At 73.6% G+C, this 15,857-nt stretch carries 13 protein-coding genes and 1 pseudogene; 7 read left to right on the plus strand and 7 right to left on the minus strand.

Annotated elements, in window-relative coordinates; translation table 11 throughout:
• Together D1825_RS18170 and pheA are read left to right on the plus strand one after the other, a co-directional pair.
• Nucleotides 1–1,621, plus strand: a pseudogene (locus D1825_RS18170) (hypothetical protein); the annotation flags it as partial.
• Nucleotides 1,622–1,632: 11 nt separating this feature from the next.
• Nucleotides 1,633–2,574, plus strand: a complete 942-nt coding sequence (pheA, locus tag D1825_RS04885; protein WP_118766333.1) for a prephenate dehydratase — start codon at nucleotides 1,633–1,635, stop codon at nucleotides 2,572–2,574.
• Here pheA and helR read toward each other — a convergent pair.
• The gene (gene helR / locus D1825_RS04890; protein ID WP_118766334.1) at nucleotides 2,571–4,712 is read right to left on the minus strand and encodes an RNA polymerase recycling motor ATPase HelR; all 2,142 of its coding nucleotides are present in this window, start codon (nucleotides 4,710–4,712) and stop codon (nucleotides 2,571–2,573) included. The two genes, pheA and helR, sit on opposite strands and share 4 nt — an antisense overlap.
• Nucleotides 4,713–4,812: 100 nt before the next feature.
• Nucleotides 4,813–5,967 carry a diacylglycerol/lipid kinase family protein gene (locus tag D1825_RS04895; protein ID WP_118766342.1) on the minus strand — a complete coding sequence of 385 codons (1,155 nt, stop codon included), beginning with the start codon at nucleotides 5,965–5,967 and terminating at the stop codon, nucleotides 4,813–4,815.
• A 64-nt stretch (nucleotides 5,968–6,031) separates the two neighbouring features.
• Between D1825_RS04895 and serS the strand changes: the two genes are divergently transcribed.
• The 3 genes from serS (at nucleotide 6,032) to D1825_RS04910 (ending at nucleotide 8,954) form a co-directional block, all read left to right on the plus strand.
• Nucleotides 6,032–7,315 carry a serine--tRNA ligase gene (gene serS, locus D1825_RS04900; protein ID WP_199721499.1) on the plus strand — a complete coding sequence of 428 codons (1,284 nt, stop codon included), beginning with the start codon at nucleotides 6,032–6,034 and terminating at the stop codon, nucleotides 7,313–7,315.
• 11 nt (nucleotides 7,316–7,326) lie between these two features.
• Complete coding sequence (locus D1825_RS04905) at nucleotides 7,327–8,109, plus strand: HAD family hydrolase (RefSeq protein ID WP_325051461.1); 783 nt, start codon at nucleotides 7,327–7,329, stop codon at nucleotides 8,107–8,109.
• Nucleotides 8,110–8,189: 80 nt separating this feature from the next.
• Entirely contained in the window at nucleotides 8,190–8,954 is a 765-nt protein-coding gene (locus tag D1825_RS04910; protein ID WP_118766337.1) for a hypothetical protein, read from the plus strand.
• A 25-nt stretch (nucleotides 8,955–8,979) separates the two neighbouring features.
• Here D1825_RS04910 and D1825_RS04915 read toward each other — a convergent pair whose 3' ends face one another.
• From D1825_RS04915 to D1825_RS04930, 4 genes are all read right to left on the minus strand, one after another.
• Nucleotides 8,980–9,180 (minus strand): CDGSH iron-sulfur domain-containing protein, encoded by a 201-nt coding sequence (locus tag D1825_RS04915; RefSeq protein ID WP_118766338.1) that lies wholly within the window; start codon nucleotides 9,178–9,180, stop codon nucleotides 8,980–8,982.
• A complete protein-coding gene (locus D1825_RS04920) occupies nucleotides 9,177–10,187 on the minus strand; it encodes an iron-containing redox enzyme family protein (protein ID WP_118766343.1) in 1,011 nt (336 codons plus the stop codon). Before D1825_RS04920 ends, D1825_RS04915 begins: the two co-directional genes overlap by 4 nt.
• 113 nt (nucleotides 10,188–10,300) lie before the next feature.
• Nucleotides 10,301–11,035: a glycosyltransferase family A protein gene (locus D1825_RS04925; protein WP_118766344.1), complete on the minus strand. Its 735-nt coding sequence runs from the start codon at nucleotides 11,033–11,035 to the stop codon at nucleotides 10,301–10,303.
• Nucleotides 11,032–11,607 (minus strand): hypothetical protein, encoded by a 576-nt coding sequence (locus D1825_RS04930; protein ID WP_118766339.1) that lies wholly within the window; start codon nucleotides 11,605–11,607, stop codon nucleotides 11,032–11,034. Before D1825_RS04930 ends, D1825_RS04925 begins: the two co-directional genes overlap by 4 nt.
• 141 nt (nucleotides 11,608–11,748) lie before the next feature.
• Between D1825_RS04930 and D1825_RS04935 the strand changes: the two genes are divergently transcribed.
• Entirely contained in the window at nucleotides 11,749–12,606 is an 858-nt protein-coding gene (locus D1825_RS04935; RefSeq protein WP_118766340.1) for an EamA family transporter, read from the plus strand.
• 6 nt (nucleotides 12,607–12,612) lie between these two features.
• Here D1825_RS04935 and D1825_RS04940 read toward each other — a convergent pair whose 3' ends face one another.
• Nucleotides 12,613–13,581, minus strand: a complete 969-nt coding sequence (locus D1825_RS04940; RefSeq protein WP_118766341.1) for an NAD(P)H-quinone oxidoreductase — start codon at nucleotides 13,579–13,581, stop codon at nucleotides 12,613–12,615.
• A 207-nt stretch (nucleotides 13,582–13,788) separates the two neighbouring features.
• Here D1825_RS04940 and D1825_RS04945 point away from each other — a divergent pair.
• The coding region (locus D1825_RS04945) for a sensor histidine kinase (protein ID WP_138067463.1) at nucleotides 13,789–15,857 on the plus strand (2,069 nt) is incomplete at its 3' end.

Below are 15,857 nucleotides of genomic sequence, written 5' to 3' on the forward strand. Positions count from 1 at the left end.
CCCGGCCGACGTGTTCTCCTGCCCGCTGACCATCGTCGACGCCGGCTCGGCCCCGCACTCGGCGGACATCGACCCGACCGTGCGCGCCGCGGAGCTGACCGCGCTCGACACCCAGGTCCGCAGCCTGCTGCGCGTGATCCCCACGGGCTCGACGGTGATGCTCGTCGAGACCGGCAACCCCGCCCCCAGCCGCCCGTCGCTGGGCGTCGGCCTGCTCGACTCCGCGGACGTGACCGGCACGCGGTTCTGGTCCACGCCGTCGACCCGCTGGGTGGGCGTGGTCCGGCTGCTCGACCTGCCCGCGACGCTGCTGACGGCGGTCGGCATCACGCCCCCGGACGTGTTCACCGGCTCGGCGATCACCGTGGCCGAGGACCGGCCCGCGGACGCCGCGACGGCCGTGCGCCAGCTCGCGGACCTGACCGTCCGGGACCAGGCGCTGCGCGGCACGGCCGGCAAGGTCACCACGACGCCGATGATCGTCGGCCTCGCGCTCATCCTGCTCTCGACGTTCGTCGCGCCCCTGCTCGCGCGCCGGCGTCCGCGCGCCGAGCTCGTCACGCGCCGGGTGGTCGACGCCGTCCAGCTGTTCCTCGCGAGCCTGCCCGCGGGCGTCTTCCTCATGACGGCCACGTCGTGGTGGCGGTTCGGGTCGCCGACGGCCGTCATGTGGTGGTCGGTGCTCGGCTGCACGCTCGTGGTCGCGGCGGCCGCCGCGCTCGTGCCGTGGCGGCCCGTGATCGGGGGACCGGGCCTCGTCGCGCTGTTCACGTTCGGGGTGCTGACCCTCGACGCGGTGCTCGGCACGCCCCTGCACCGCGGCTCGCTGCTCGGACCGGCGCCGACGTTGGGCGGCCGGTTCTACGGCTTCGGCAACCCGACCTACTCGGTCTACGTGGTCGCGGGGCTGCTCGGCGCCGCGGCGCTCGGCACCTGGCTGCGCCGCTACGGGCGGTGGGTCGCGGGGGCCGGTGCCGCGCTGGTCTGCGGCACCGCGCTCGTCGTGGACCTGTGGCCGAGCCTCGGCGCGGACGTGGGCGGCGGCCTGGTCCTGCTGCCGGCCGGGGCGATCGTCGTGCTGGCCGTCGCCGGCATCCGCGTGACGTGGCGCAAGCTGCTCGTCGCGGGGGTGGCGGGCGTGCTGCTCGTCGCGGGCATCGGCATCCTCGACTGGCTGCGGCCCGCACCCGAGCGCACGCACCTGGGGATCTTCGTGCAGTCGGTGGTCGACGGCACCGCGTGGGAGACCATCAGCCGCAAGCTCGGCTACGCCGTGCGGACCGTCAACGGCGGCTGGGTCACCTGGACCACGCTGGCCGTGCTCGTCGTCGCCGTGGTCCTGCTGTGGAAGGGCTCGCCGCTGCGCTGGACCGCGTGGGAGCGCCTCGAACGGCAGTGGCCGCTGGTCCGGCCCGCGATGTTCGCGCTGCTGCTCGCCGCGGTCGGCGGCTCGCTGGTGAACGACTACGGGATCAAGATCGCGACGGCCGTGCTGGCCGCGCTGCTGCCGCTGCTCGGGATGCTGCTGATCCGGTCGGCGCCGCTGCCTGGTGAGGACGACGGAATCCCGGCGCCCGACGACGCGGTGCAGCACTACCCTGCGGAGCAGCGCACCACCTGACGGGAGACCCCATGGCACTGCCCCGCTACGCCTACCTCGGTCCGGCGGGCACGTTCACCGAGGCCGCGCTGCGCCAGGTGGTCTCGCCCGACGACGCCGAGTACCTGCCGCAGACCGACGTGACCTCGGCGATCGCCGCGGTCCGCTCGGGCCGGGCCGACTTCGCGGTGGTCGCGATCGAGAGCACCGCCGAGGGTGGCGTGACCGCGACGCTCGACAGCCTGGCCACGGGCGAGCCGCTCGTGCTGCTGCGCGAGGTGCTCGTCCCGGTGCAGTTCACGCTCGCCGCGGCGCCCGGGGTCGCGATCGCCGACGTCCGCCGCGTCTCGGCCCACCCGCACGCGTGGGTGCAGTGCCGCCGCTGGCTCGCAGCGCACCTGCCCGACGCCGTGCACGTCCCCGCGACGTCGAACACCGCCCCGGCCGCGCTCATCGCCTCCGGGTCGACCGCCCTTCCCTTCGACGCCGCGCTCGTCCCGCCGCCCGCGGTCGAGACCTACGGCCTGACCGCGCTCGCGGAGCACGTCGCCGACAACGCCACCGCGGTCACGCGGTTCGTCGTCATCGGCCACCCCGGCGACGTCCCGCCGCCCACGGGCGCGGACAAGACGACCCTCGTCGTGCACCTGCCCGACAACGAGGCCGGCGCCCTGCTCGCGATGCTCGAGCAGTTCGCGGCCCGCGGCGTGAACCTGTCCCGCATCGAGTCCCGCCCGATCGGCGACTCGCTCGGCCGGTACTCGTTCTCGATCGACGCCGAGGGGCACATCCTCGACGAGCGGGTCGGCGAGGCGATCATGGGCCTGCACCGCCGGTGCCCGTACGTGCGGTTCCTGGGCTCCTACCCCCGGGCCGACGAGGTCGCGCCGACCGTGCACCTCGGCACGGCCGACGCCGACTTCGTGGAGGCCCGCGCGTGGCTGCGCGCGGTCCGCGACGGCGCGGCGACCTAACCCTCGAGCACCACCAGCTGCTGGGTCGCGCGGGTCATCGCGACGTAGCGGTCGACCGCCCCCTCGATCCCCTCGCCGAACGAGTCCGGGTCGACGAGGACCACGAGGTCGAACTCGAGCCCCTTGGCCAGCGTGGGCGTGAGCGAGCGGACCCGGTCCGTCCCGACGAACGACGGGTCGCCGATCACGCACGCGATCCCGTCGCCGTGCTCGGCGAGCCAGCCGTCCACGACGGTGCGCAGGTCCGCGACCGCGCCGCGAACCACGGGGATCCCGCTGCTGCGGATCGAGAGCGGCACGTTCGCGTCCGGCAGCGCGGCCCGGATCACCGGCTCGGCCTCGGCCATCACCTCGGCCGGCGTCCGGTAGTTCACGCCCAGCGGCGCCAGGATGACCCGGTCGAGGCCCACCCGCTCCAGCCGCGACTGCCACGACTCGGTGAACCCGTGGCGGGCCTGGGCGCGGTCGCCGACGATCGTGAAGCTCCGCGACGGGCAGCGCGCCAGGAGCATCTGCCACTCGGCGTCGGTCAGCTCCTGGGCCTCGTCGACCACGACGTGCGCGAACGGGCCGGCGAGCAGGTCGGGGTCCGCGGTCGGCACGGCGGCCTGGTCGACGAGCGCGCGCTGCAGGTCGGCGCCGCGCAGCATCGACATGAGGTGCATCTCGGAGTCGTCGGTCTGGATGAGGTGGTCGACGACGTCCGCCATCTCCGCCTGCTGCGCGGCGACGGCCCGCGCCTGGCGCGCCGCCCGGCGGGACGCCTCCGGGTCGCCGAGCCGCTGGCGCGCGGCGTCGAGGAGCGGCAGGTCGGCCATGGTCCAGGCCTGCGCGTCGGCCCGCTGCAGGGCGCGGATCTCGTCGGGCTCGAGCCACGGTGCGCACAGCCGTAGGTAGGCCGGGACGGTCCAGAGGTCGCCCACGAGGTCGGTCGGCTCGAGCAGCGGCCAGGCGCGGTGGAGGATCTCGCGCAGCTCGCGGTTGGCCTCCAGGGACCGGCGCAGCTGGTCGGGCGTGACCTCGTCGTCCTCGTTCTTGTCCAGCAGGATCGCGAGCACGGCCTCCCAGATCTCGTCGCGCGCCTCGTTGTGCGGCGTGCCGGCCCCCGGGGCGTCGAAGGCCTCGGCCCAGTCGTCGGCGCTCAGCCACAGGTCGGCCCACGGGGTCTCGACGAGTACTCCCGCGGTCGGCGGGTGCTCGGAGAACCGCACGGCGGGCTCGATCGCCGCGACCATCGCGGCCGACGACTTGAGGGCCGCCACGCGCGGGTCGCCCTCCGGGACGGCCGCGGCGCCCTCGGGCAGCAGGTCGCGCAGCGTGCAGGTCTGCACGCCCTCCTCGCCGAGGCTCGGCAGCACGTCGGACACGTAGTCCAGGTACGGCTCGTGCGGGCCGACGAACAGCACGCCGCCGCGGCGGTGGCCCAGGCGCGGGTCGGAGTAGAGCAGGTAGGCGGTGCGGTGCAGCGCGACGACCGTCTTGCCCGTGCCGGGGCCGCCGTCGACGACGAGCGCGCCGGCCGAGCCTGCGCGGATGATCGCGTCCTGGTCCGCGGCGATGGTGCCGAGCACGTCGCGCATCCGGGCCGAGCGGTTCGCGCCCAGGCTCGCGATGAACGCAGACTCGTCGTCGAGCGCGGCGCTGGACTCGACGTCCCCGAACGCCTCGTCCCAGTAGTCGCTGATCTGCCCGCCGACCCACCGGTAGCGCCGGCGGCTCACCAGGCCCATCGGGTTGGCCAGCGTCGCCCCGAAGAACGGCTCGGCCGCGGGCGAGCGCCAGTCGAGCAGCAGTCGGCGGCCGTCGGTGTCGGTGAGGCCCATCCGGCCGACGTAGGTCGCCTCGCCGTTCGCATCGACCATCCGGCCCAGGCACAGGTCGAGCCCGAACCGGCGCAGCGTGCGCAGCCGGGCCGTGAGGCGGTGCACCTCCTGGTCGCGCTCGAGCGCGGCCGTGCCGTGCCCGCCGGGCGCGCGGCGGGCCGCGTCGAGCCGGCCGGTGAGCTCGGCTGTCGTGGCCTCGAGGCTGGTGGCGATGGCCGCGAAGTGCTCCTCGTCGCGCTCGATGAGTGCGGGGTCCGCCTTGGCGGCGCGCCGCTCGGGCAGGTGGAAGGCGGTCAGGGGGAACTGCTGGGGCATCGGGTCTCCGCTCGCCGGTCGGGCTACGGCGGGCGATTCTTCGCCAGGAGGGGGGCCTTGCCGCAAGCCCCCCTGTGCTCTATATCTTGAAAGTGGAAGGTCAGGCGGCCGCGACCCGGACCACCAGGGCGCCGGGGTCCACGCGGGCCGCGACCTCCACCACGCGGCCCACCAGGTCGCCGTCGACCTGCGCGTGCTCGCCGCCGGGGACCACGATCCGCACCTCGCGCGCGCGGCGGTGGTCGATGCGGCCGATCTTCGGCGCGCGGCTGCTGGGTACGCCCCAGCCCTGCAGCACCACCTCGCCGAACAGCTGCGCCCAGCCGGCGATCCCGCCGCGCGCGTCGATCGCGGCCAGGTCGAGCCAGCCGTCGTCGAGCTGCGCGTCGGGCAGCAGCACCAGGCCGCCGGGGAGCTTGCCGCAGTTGCCGACGAGCAGGCTGCGCAGCCGGGTCGTCGTCGCCTTCTCGTCGTCCACCCGCACGTGCACGCGCGTCCGGTCGCCGCGCAGGTGCCGGATCCCCGCGACGAAGTAGGCGATCCAGCCGACCTTGGCCTTGAGGGTCGGGTCCGCGTCGGCGACCATCGCGGCGTCGAAGCCGAGCCCGGCGATCACCAGGAAGATGTGGTCGCGCGGCTGGTTCGTGTCGGCGGGGCGGTCGTCGGCCGCCTCCGCGACCTTGTCCTTGACCTCGGACTCGAACCGCAGGACGCGCAGCCAGCCGACGTCGATCGTGCGGTCGTTGCCGGTCAGCGCGATCCGCAGCGCGGCCAGCGGGTTGCCGAGCGGCAGGTCGAGGTTGCGGGCGAGCAGGTTGCCCGTGCCGATGGGGACCAGGCCCATCGGGACGCTGGTGCCGACCAGGCCCTCGGCCACGGCCCGGACGGTCCCGTCGCCGCCGACAGCCACGACGACGTCCGCGCCCGCGGCCACGGCCTCGCGGGTCTGGCCCACGCCCGGGTCCTCGATGGTCGTCTCGAGCCACAGGGGCTCGGCCAGGCCCAGCTCCGCGGCGGTCCGGCGGACGGCCTCGTGCAGGTCGGCCGCGTCGGGCTTGGAGGGGTTCGCGACGAACGCGACGAGCGCGCCGCCCTCGTCGACCTCCCGTGCCAGGCCTCGCGCACCCGCGCTCACCCCGCCCGACTCGAGCCGTCGGTGCAGCGAGCCCTGCTGGCGGTAGACGACCACGGCGATGCAGATGGCGGCGACTGCCAGCACTCCGGCGGCGATCGCTACCCATCCGACCCAGGTCACAGGCGCAATCTACGGGGCGGACCCCGTTCGGGCGAGGGCCGTGGTCGTCGGTAGGGTGACGCAGGTGATCGATCTCCGTCTGCTCCGTGATGATCCCGACGTCGTGCGCGCCAGCCAGGTCGCGCGAGGCGACGACCCCGGCCTCGTCGACCAGGTGCTCGACGCCGACGCGCTGCGCCGGTCGTCCCTCACCGAGTACGAGACCCTGCGCGCCGAGCAGAAGTCCCACGGCAAGCTCGTCGCCGCCGCCAAGGGCGACGAGAAGCAGGCGCTGCTGACGCACGGCCGCGCGCTCGCCGAGCGCGTCAAGGCGCTGCAGGCCGACGCCGACGCCGCCGAGACGCGCGCGACCGAGCTGGCGCGCCGCATCGGCAACGTCATCGAGGACGGCGTCCCGGCGGGCGGCGAGGACGACTTCGTCGTGCTCGAGCACGTGGGCACGCCGCGCGACTTCGCGGCCGAGTACGGCGCGGACTTCGTCGTGCGCGACCACCTGGACCTCGGCGAGAGCCTCAAGGCGATCGACACCGAGCGCGGCGCCAAGGTCTCCGGCGCGCGGTTCTACTACCTGACCGGCATCGGTGCGCGGCTCGAGCTCGCGCTGCTGAACGCAGCGGTCGACCGCGCGCTCGCGGCCGGCTTCACGCCCGTCATCACGCCCACGCTCGTCAAGCCCGAGGTCATGGCCGGCACCGGCTTCCTCGGCGCGCACGCCGACGAGATCTACCGCCTCGAGGCCGACGACCTGTACCTGGTCGGCACCTCGGAGGTGGCCCTCGCGGGCTACCACAGCGGGGAGATCCTCGACCTGACCGGCGGACCGCTGCGGTACGCGGGCTGGTCGGCCTGCTACCGCCGCGAGGCCGGCTCGTACGGCAAGGACACCCGCGGCATCATCCGCGTGCACCAGTTCCACAAGGTCGAGGCGTTCGTCTACACGAGCGTCGAGCACGCGGCCGACGAGCACCGCCGTCTCCTGGGCTGGGAGCAGGAGATGCTCGCGCTCGCGGAGCTGCCCTATCGCGTCATCGACACCGCCGCGGGCGACCTCGGCTCGAGCGCGGCCCGCAAGTTCGACTGCGAGGCGTGGCTGCCGAGCCAGCAGCGCTACCTCGAGCTGACCTCCACCTCGAACTGCACCACCTACCAGGCCCGCCGCCTGGGCGTGCGCGAGCGCACGGCCGACGGCACGGTCCGCGCGGTCGCGACGCTCAACGGCACGCTGGCCACCACGCGCTGGCTCGTCGCGCTGCTGGAGAACCACCAGCAGGAGGACGGCTCGGTCTACGTGCCGGTGGGGCTGCGGCCCTACCTCGGCGGCCTCGAGGTGCTGGAGCCCGTGAAGTGAGCCGCGCTCGGATGATCGCCCTGGACATCGACGGCACGCTGATGTCGTACGACGGGGTGATCACCGAGGCGGTGCGTTCGGCCGTCGGGGCGCTGCGCGACGCGGGGCTGCACGTGGTGCTGGCCACGGGCCGGGGTCTGCACTCGACGATCCCGGTCGCGCGCGAGCTCGGCCTGTCCGACGGGTGGGCGGTCAGCTCCAACGGCGCGGTCACCACCCGGCTCGACCCGGCGCTGCCCGACGGGTTCGAGATCACCGACGCGATCACGTTCGACCCCGCGCCCGCCCTGCGCGCGATCGTGCTCGAGCTGCCCGACGCGCTGTACGCGGTCGAGGACCTCGGCGTGGGCTTCCGCCTCACGGGCGACTTCCCCGACGGGGAGCTGTCCGGGACCAAGCAGGTCGTCTCGTTCGACGAGCTGCTCGCCACGCCCGCCACCCGCGTGGTGATCCGCGCGCCCGGGGCGAGCCCGGAGGAGTTCCACGAGCTCGTCGAGCGCGTCGGCCTGCAGGAGGTCGAGTACGCGGTCGGCTACTCCGCCTGGTTGGACCTGACGCCCGGCGGGGTGTCCAAGGCGAGCGCGCTCGAGGCGATCCGGCGGACGCTCGAGGTCGAGCCGTTCGAGACCGCGGCGATCGGCGACGGCGGCAACGACGTGCAGATGCTGCGCTGGGCGGCCCGCGGCGTGGCCATGGGGCACGCGTCGGAGGCGGTCCGGGCCGCGGCCGACGAGGTCACCGGGACGATCGACGACGACGGCGCGCTCGAGATCCTGCGGAGCTTCCTGGTCTGACCCGTTCGCGTTGCCGCCCCCCGGGGGCGATGGCAGACTCCGCCAGATCCCCCAGGGGGCCGAGCGACGAAGGAGTCGACATGTGGGGTTCGAGCTGGACGAAGCGCGCGACGGCGGGGGTCACGGTCGTGGCCCTGGGGGCGACGATGAGCGTGGCGGCCGCGACAGGAGCGTCAGCTGCCTCGTGCTCGGCGACGAAGAGCACGAGCATCACCGTGCACGCGACGGCGACCGAGTACGACTTCCAGACGAAGATCGACCATTCGGGCAAGGTCGAGGTCACCAAGCGCCGCTACTACTCGAAGAACACGCCGATCGCGAACCACACGATCACCGTGCTGGCGTGCAAGGACACGAAGTCGAAGAAGTGGAAGCCCCTGCACTTCAGCGTCAAGGCCCGCAACGGCGAGCTCGCCTACCGCGTCCTGAACGGCAAGGCGAAGGTCGACTCGAAGGGCATGGCGGTCACCGTCAACAAGATCAGCGCGAGCAAGGTGTACCTGACGACGATCGCGTGCAACACCAAACCGCAGAAGCTGACTCCGCTGACCGTGACCCGCGCGCTGACGCAGATCCCGGTGCCCGGGCCGTTCGTCATCGGCGTCGGCCAGGCGACCGTCGGGCTCCTGCTGCCGAAGGCGCCCGCGAAGAAGTATTACTGCGGCACGGTGGGCACGCAGTTCACCGCGAGCTGGAAGCTGAACGCGGTCGGCAAGGCCAGCATCAGCTTCGGCTCCACCAAGCACGCCATCCGCGCGACGAACGCGATGTGGAACGAGGCGCCGGGCCCGTACTACCGCTCGGTCCAGACGACGCACCAGCGCAGCGTGGTCATCACGAAGTAAGGGGATCAGGGGGCATCAGAAGAAATCAGGGGGCACTGAACCCGATCGCCTTGTGGGTGCCGTCGCAGTACGGCTTGATCGCCGACGCCCCGCACCGGCACAGCGCGACCGTGGCCCGGCGGCGCTCGACCGGCTTGCCGTCCTCGTCGACGATCTGCGCGTCGCCGCGCACCAGGATCGGGCCGTCCGGGCACGCGACGATCGTCGTCGGGCGCGTGCCGGTCACGCGATCGCCCGTAGCGCGGAGCCGCCCGCGGTCCAGGCGGACAGCGTGTGCTCGCCCGCGAGGTCGTCGAGGTAGAGGCACGCGGCGGCGCCGAACAGGATGTCGTGACACAGCTCGGGCTCCTGCTGGGCGAGGGCGCCAGCGAGGTCGCGTCCGGCGATCTGCTCGTGGACCGCGTCGGCCTCGACGTGCTCGTCGAAGTACAGCGTCGTGCCCTCGTCGAACCCGTGCCGCCGGAAGCCGTCGCCGTAGAGCCGGTTCGGCAGGGAGGACGTCATCTCGAACGCGGCCAGGTGCCCGGCGGTCGCGCCCCGCAGGCGGCGGTGCAGGCCGAACAGGGACATGAGGTTGAGCGCGGCGAGCGTGATCGCGGGGATCCGCTCGACGTAGGCGCCGTAGTCCGCGTCGAGGCCCGCGCCGCGCATGGTCCGCGCGAACAGCTCGCAGTGCATGCGCTCGGGGTCGCCGCCGCCGTACTCGTCGGCCTGGATCTCGACGAGCGCGGCCTTGGGCCCGCCGGTGAGGCGGGGGATCGCCCAGGTGTGCGGGTCCGCCTCCTTCAGCTGGTAGATCGAGCGCAGGACGAGGAACTCGTCGAGCTGCTCGCGGGTCGCGCGCTTGGCGACGTACCGGGCGACGCTCGGGCCGGGTGCCGGCGCCGTCATCGCGAACAGCGCCGCCGCGACCTCGGACCGCTCCGGGGGGACGTCGGACGGGACCTGGACGACCCGGCGCAGGGCGTCCTCGAAGGCGGTCTCGACGATGCGGCGTGCCCGCAGGAGCTCGGGGTCCCACTCCCAGTCGTCGTCCACGCCGTCGAACCCGCGGTAGGCGAGCTCGTTCATGACGTACAGGGCGAGCTGGACGTCGTCGTCGGTCGCCAGGTCGGTCGACGCGTCGACCGCGTCGCGCGCAACCTCGTCGATCCTCGTCTGCGCGTCGGGCGACGAGCTCACGAGGGTGATCACCGCGTCGCTGAGGGGACCGCGCGGGTGGGGCAGCTTCATCGTCGACTCCGGGGGCATGCGTAGCTGCCCGTGTCCTGAGCGCGCTTCCCGCTCACCATTGCACGCGAGCGGCGGGCCGCAACCGGGGGGAACCGGAGGCCCTCAGCCGGTTCTCAGCCGACGTCGGGGCCGGTCAGGCGGGACCACCACCGGCGCCACGGCGGGGTGCGCTGCCAGTTGAGCCGCAGCGTCCGCCAGGCCCGGTCCATCCGGCGCCGGCGCTGGGCGGCACCCCGCAGGGAGCGCGCGGAGACGCCGACGCTCAGAGCGCCGTCGAAGCGGATCCGGCGGTGCGGCCCGAGCGCGAACGCGAGGTCCAGGTCGTCGTGGACGTCGGCACGGCTGACCTCCTCGCGCACCGCGCGCCAGGACTCGCGCCGCATCGCCATGCTCGAGCCCCACAGCGGCGCGTGGCCGAGGGCGAGGTAGGCCAGCAGGTAGTAGCTGCCGAGGTACGCGGTCGAGACGACGGCCCGCGACCAGGCCGGCACGTCGACGAACCGCCCGGTGCCGGTGAGCGCCACGAGCCCGGGTTCCGCGCCCATCCGCGCGGCGATCCGCTCCACCCACCGCTCGTCGGGGCGGGAGTCGGCGTCGAGGCGGGCGATCACGTCGCCCTTGGCCGCGTCGTAGCCGGCGGCCGCGGCGGCCGGGATGCCGACGCGCAGCTCGGTGACGACGCGCGCGCCCCACGCGGTCGCGACGGCTGCGGACCGGTCGGTCGATCCGTTGTCGACGACGACGACCTCCCACGGCTGCACCGTCTGGCGGCCCAGCGCGGCGAGGCAGACCGCGAGCTCAACGGCGTCGTCCCGCGTGGGGATGACGACGGAGACGGTCGGGGTCATCGTGCCCACCGGCGGGCGACGAGGACGCCCGCGACGATGCTGCCGGCGAGGCCAGCCGCGAGGTCGCCGACCGTGTCCGTGTAGCCCACGTGGATGGTGTTGTCGAGGTAGGCGTTCCCGAACCACTCGCCGATCTCCCAGAGCACGGCGAGGGCCGCTCCGGCTCCCGCGACGAGCACGGCACCGACCCAGGCGCCGCGCGCCCCGAGCCCGGCCGGGTCGATCCCGCTCCACCGGGCCAGCGCCAGGCAGACCATGACGGCGACCAGGGCGGTGGTCAGCGTGTGGACCGCGAGGTCGAGCCAGCCGACGGCGTCGTACCAGCCCAGCTGGGCGGCATAGGCGGCGAGCAGGAGGCTCGCGCTGTAGGCGACGTCGAGCGCCGGCGGTGCCGCGATCGCGCGAGGCAGCAGCGTGCCGCCGAGGACCAGGAGGAACAGCGCGGCGCCCACGAGCCCCCACTGCCAGGCGGCGATCACCACGCTGAGCACCGCGAACGCGCGCAGGACGTCGCCCGCGACGCTCGCCCGGACGCGGCGGTGGGTGTCGGTGCTCGACGTGGTGCGGCCCATGGGTCCCTCTCGCGGCCACGGGTGGCCGTTCGCACCGCAGGGTGCGGCCGGGTCCTGACCGCGTGCGCGGGGCGCACCCCATCGTGCGTGCTGCGGGCGGCGGCCGCAGTGTGAACGGGTGCGCGGGCCTAGCCTGGGCCGGTGCCCGCGCCGCTGCTGTTCGTCCTGTCGGGGCTGACGCAGTACGCCGGTGCCGCGCTCGCGGTCGGGCTGTTCGCGACGGTCGCCGCGCCGACCGTCGCGTGGTTGCGCATCCTCGTGGCCGCGGTGGTCCTGGTGGCCTGGCGCCGTCCGTGGCGCACGCGGTGGACGCGGCGCGACCTGGGCACGGTGCTGCTGTTCGGCGTGGTGCTCGCCGCGATGAACGTGACCTTCTACGTCGCGATCGACCACCTGCCGCTCGGCACGGCGGTGGCGATCGAGTTCGCCGGGCCCGTGGCCGTCGCGGCGCTGACCGGGCGCGGGTGGCGCGAGCGCGTGGCGATCGGGGTCGCGGCCCTGGGCGTCGTGCTGCTCGCGGGGGTCAGCCTCGACGCGGGGCCGGACGCGCGGACCGGGCTCGTGGCGGCGCTGCTGGCCGCGGCGTTCTGGGCCGCGTACATCCTGCTCGGGCGACGGGTCGCGACCGGCGCGAGCGGCGGGGTCACCGGCCTGGCGGTCGCGATGACCGTGGGCGCGCTCGTCTTCGCCCCGTTCCTCGCGGCCGGCGCGGCGCCCGTGCTCGACGATCCCGCACTCGCCGCGGCCGTCGTCGGGGTCGGGGTCCTGTCCTCCGTGATCCCGTACGCGATCGAGCAGGTGGTGCTGCGGCGCGTGCGGGCCGCCACGTTCGCGGTGCTGCTCGCGCTGCTGCCCGCGACCGCGGCGGTCGTCGGCGCCGTCGCGCTGCACCAGGTGCCGCACGGTCTGGAGGTCATGGGTCTGCTGCTGGTCTCGGGCGCGATCGCGCTGACCGCCCGTGCCGTCGACGACCCGGACGAGGCGCCCCCGCCCGCCTGAGCGTGATCAGGGCTCGAGGAGGAGCTTGCCGAAGACCTCGCCCGAGTCGAGCAGCCGGTGCGCGGCGGGCGCCTGCTCCAGCGGGAGGCTCGCGTGCACGACGGGCCGGATGCGGCCGTCGGCCACGAGCGGCCACAGGTGCGCACGCACGCCGGCCATGATCGCGGCCTTGTCGGGGAGCGGGCGCGAACGCAGCGTCGTCCCGATGACCGACAGTCGCCGCGTGAGCAGGAGGCCGAGGTCGATCTCCGCGCGCCGCCCGCGCTGCATGCCGATGACCACGAGCCTGCCGCCGTCGGCGAGCATCGCGAGGTTGTCCGCGAGCCCGCCCGCGCCGAGCACGTCGAGGACGACGTCGACCCCGCGGCCGTCGGTCGCGGCGAGGACCTGGTCGACGAGGTCCTCGGAACGGTGGTCGAGCGGCACGTCGACGCCGAGCTGAGCCAGCCGAGCCACACGGTCCGGCCCTCCCGCCGTCGCGACCACCCGGGCGCCGTAGGCCTCGCGGGCCACCTGGACGGCCACCGAGCCCACCCCGCCCGATCCGCCCCGCACCAGGACGGTCTGGCCGGAGGTCAGCCGGGCCGCCTCGAAGTTGGACCACACGGTGGCGAGCGCCTCGGGCAGGGCCGCCGCGTCGCTCGTCGTGAGGCCGTCGGGAACCACCAGGGCGAGGGAAGCCGGGACGACGACGCGCGACGCGTAGCCCCCGCCGGCAAGCAGAGCCGCGGCACGGGATCCCACCGGCCACCCGGGCGGGCCGGCGAGCACGTCGCCCGCGACCTCCATCCCCGGCCAGTCGGGCGCACCCGGCGGCGGCGGATAGTTCCCACTTCTTTGCAGCAGGTCGGCGCGGTTGACGCCCGCGGCGACTACCTGGATGAGAAGATCCGCTGGCCCGGGGACCGGGTCGTCGACCTCGGCGACCACCATGACGTCCGGATCGCCCGGTTCGGAGATGACGACTGCGCGCACGAGGTCGACCGTATCGTCCGTGACGAACCGCCACAGACCCGTGGAAATGCGCCGTTCCCGCCGGGGTGAGGTCCATGGCAAACTCTGCCGCGGGCTAATGGTCCTCCGTCCAGGAGCCGATGAGTTGCGAACGGGGACTCCACGGATCGGTCAGATCGCTGATCGAACGTGGGCGACACCCAGAGTCGGGTGAAGGAAGGGATCGACATGCTGCGACGGCTTGGCATTCGCGCCAAGGTGATGGCGGTTCTCGCTGTCCCCATGATCGTGCTGCTCGTCGCCGGTGCGTACATCTCGTACGGTTCGGTGAAGACCTACCAGTCGGCGTCCGCCGCCGCTGAGGTCATCAAGACCCTCGAGGCGTACAAGCCGCTGTCGAGCGCGATCGAGGCGGAGCGTGTCGCCACCCTGACGGGGGCGCCGAAGAAGGACCTCGCGGCCGCGCAGGCGCAGACGGATGCCGCTCTCGCCGACGTCCGCGAGGTCACCGCCGACCTCGACCTGAGCCTGTTCCCGAAGCGCATCATCGACAGCTTCCAAGACGTCCAGATGAGCTACAACACGAACCTGGTTGCCGCGCGCAACGGCTCGTCGTTGGCCGCTGGAACCGGAACCGCCGCCTTCAACTACGCAGAGATCACCAACGGTGAGCTCGAGCTCGTCGCGCAGATCGCCACCTACCTCGACAACCGCGACGTCGGCGCCTCGCTGAACGCCTTCGGGTCGATCCAGGGCCTGTCCAACAAGCTCGTCACCGAGATGATCCAGGGTCTCGTGATGTCCGGCGGTGGGTCGGTCAACACGATCACGGCGGCCGCGTACGACGAGGCCGCGCGTAACACCGAGACCGCGCGCTCGCAGTCCGCCGCCTTCGTCAACCGCCTCGACACCGACATCGCGATGCCGGCCGGCCAGCCGACCTCACGCTTCTCGCAGGAGCGGCTCCGCCTGACCTCGGGCAGCGAGACGCTGGTCAACCAGCTCGTCGTCCCCGAGTACGTCGAGGACGTCAACTCCCAGCTCGCCGGCATCGTCGAGACGAGTGACGCGGTCCTCAAGCGCGCCGACACCCTCGCGTCGAACGACGTGTCCAGCGCCCGCCAGACCGCCATCCTGACGATCGGCATCACGATCGCGGCCGTCGTCCTGTCGCTGCTGTTCGCGCTGTTCATCGCCCGTGGCATCGTGAACCCGCTGCGTCGCCTGACCTCCGCCGCCTCGAACGTCCGCGAGCAGCTGCCGCGACTGGTCGAGCAGGTGGCCACCCCCGGTGAGGGCCCCGAGATCACGCTCGCGCCGATCCCCGTGACGTCGATGGACGAGGTCGGCCGACTGGCCGCAGCGTTCAACTCGGTGAACGCGACGACCGTCGCGGTCGCCCAGGAGCAGGCAGCCCTGCGTGGCTCCATCGCTGAGATGTTCGTCAACGTCGCCCGCCGCGACCAGGTCCTGCTCAACCGCCAGCTGTCGTTCATCGACTCGCTCGAGCGCGCTGAGGAAGACCCGAGCACGCTGGCCAACCTCTTCCGCCTCGACCACCTCGCCACGCGAATGCGTCGTAACGCGGAGTCCCTCCTGGTGCTCGCCGGCATCGACTCCGGTCGCCGCCTGCGCGACGCCATGCCGCTGTCCGACGTGATCCGCACGGCCTCCTCGGAGATCGAGCAGTACGACCGCATCGAGCTGGACCTGCAGGTCGACCCGCACATGCTGGGCTTCAACGCCCTGGGGGCCGCCCACCTGCTCGCCGAGCTGCTCGAGAACGCCACGGTGTTCTCCGAGCCCGAGACGGCCGTCACGGTCTCCACGGGCGTCATCGGCCAGTTCGTCGCCGTCAAGGTGATCGACAGCGGCCTGGGCATGTCCGACGCCGAGATCGAGGCCGCCAACGCCAAGATCGCGTCGACCGGTGCCGGCGAGATGCTCGGCGCGCAGCGCCTCGGCCTCTTCGTCGTCGGCCGCATCGCCCACCGCCTCGGCGCGGCCGTGCAGCTCGCGAAGTCGCCCACCGGCACGGGCACGGAGACCACGGTCCTGTTCCCGGCGCACCTGTTCGCCGCGACCGAGACCGCGCTGTACGGCACGGCCCCTGACTCGCCCGCCGAGCTCGCGGCCCTCGTCGAGAGCGAGGCCCCCGCGGCCGAGGCTGTCGACCTGGCCGCGCTCACCGACGGTGAGACCTCGCTCGGCCTGCCGCGTCGCCGCCGTGGCGACGGCGACGAGCCGTCCGCCGAGTCCGCCGCGATCCCGGTCGCCGCACCGGCGGCGGGCCTGCC

Origin of the sequence: Cellulomonas rhizosphaerae (genome assembly GCF_003470205.1) — a bacterium.
Lineage (GTDB): Bacteria > Actinomycetota > Actinomycetes > Actinomycetales > Cellulomonadaceae > Cellulomonas > Cellulomonas rhizosphaerae.

Excerpts from the sequence above, each read along its gene's own strand:
- D1825_RS04910 (WP_118766337.1), top strand. The coding sequence starts at position 8,190 with ATGTGGGGTTCGAGCTGGACGAAGCGCGCGACGGCGGGGGTCACGGTC.
- D1825_RS04930 (WP_118766339.1), bottom strand. The coding sequence starts at position 11,607 with ATGGGCCGCACCACGTCGAGCACCGACACCCACCGCCGCGTCCGGGCG.
- pheA (WP_118766333.1), top strand. The coding sequence starts at position 1,633 with ATGGCACTGCCCCGCTACGCCTACCTCGGTCCGGCGGGCACGTTCACC.
- helR (WP_118766334.1), bottom strand. The coding sequence starts at position 4,712 with ATGCCCCAGCAGTTCCCCCTGACCGCCTTCCACCTGCCCGAGCGGCGC.
- D1825_RS04920 (WP_118766343.1), bottom strand. The coding sequence starts at position 10,187 with ATGAAGCTGCCCCACCCGCGCGGTCCCCTCAGCGACGCGGTGATCACC.
- D1825_RS04925 (WP_118766344.1), bottom strand. The coding sequence starts at position 11,035 with ATGACCCCGACCGTCTCCGTCGTCATCCCCACGCGGGACGACGCCGTT.
- D1825_RS04905 (WP_325051461.1), top strand. The coding sequence starts at position 7,327 with ATGATCGCCCTGGACATCGACGGCACGCTGATGTCGTACGACGGGGTG.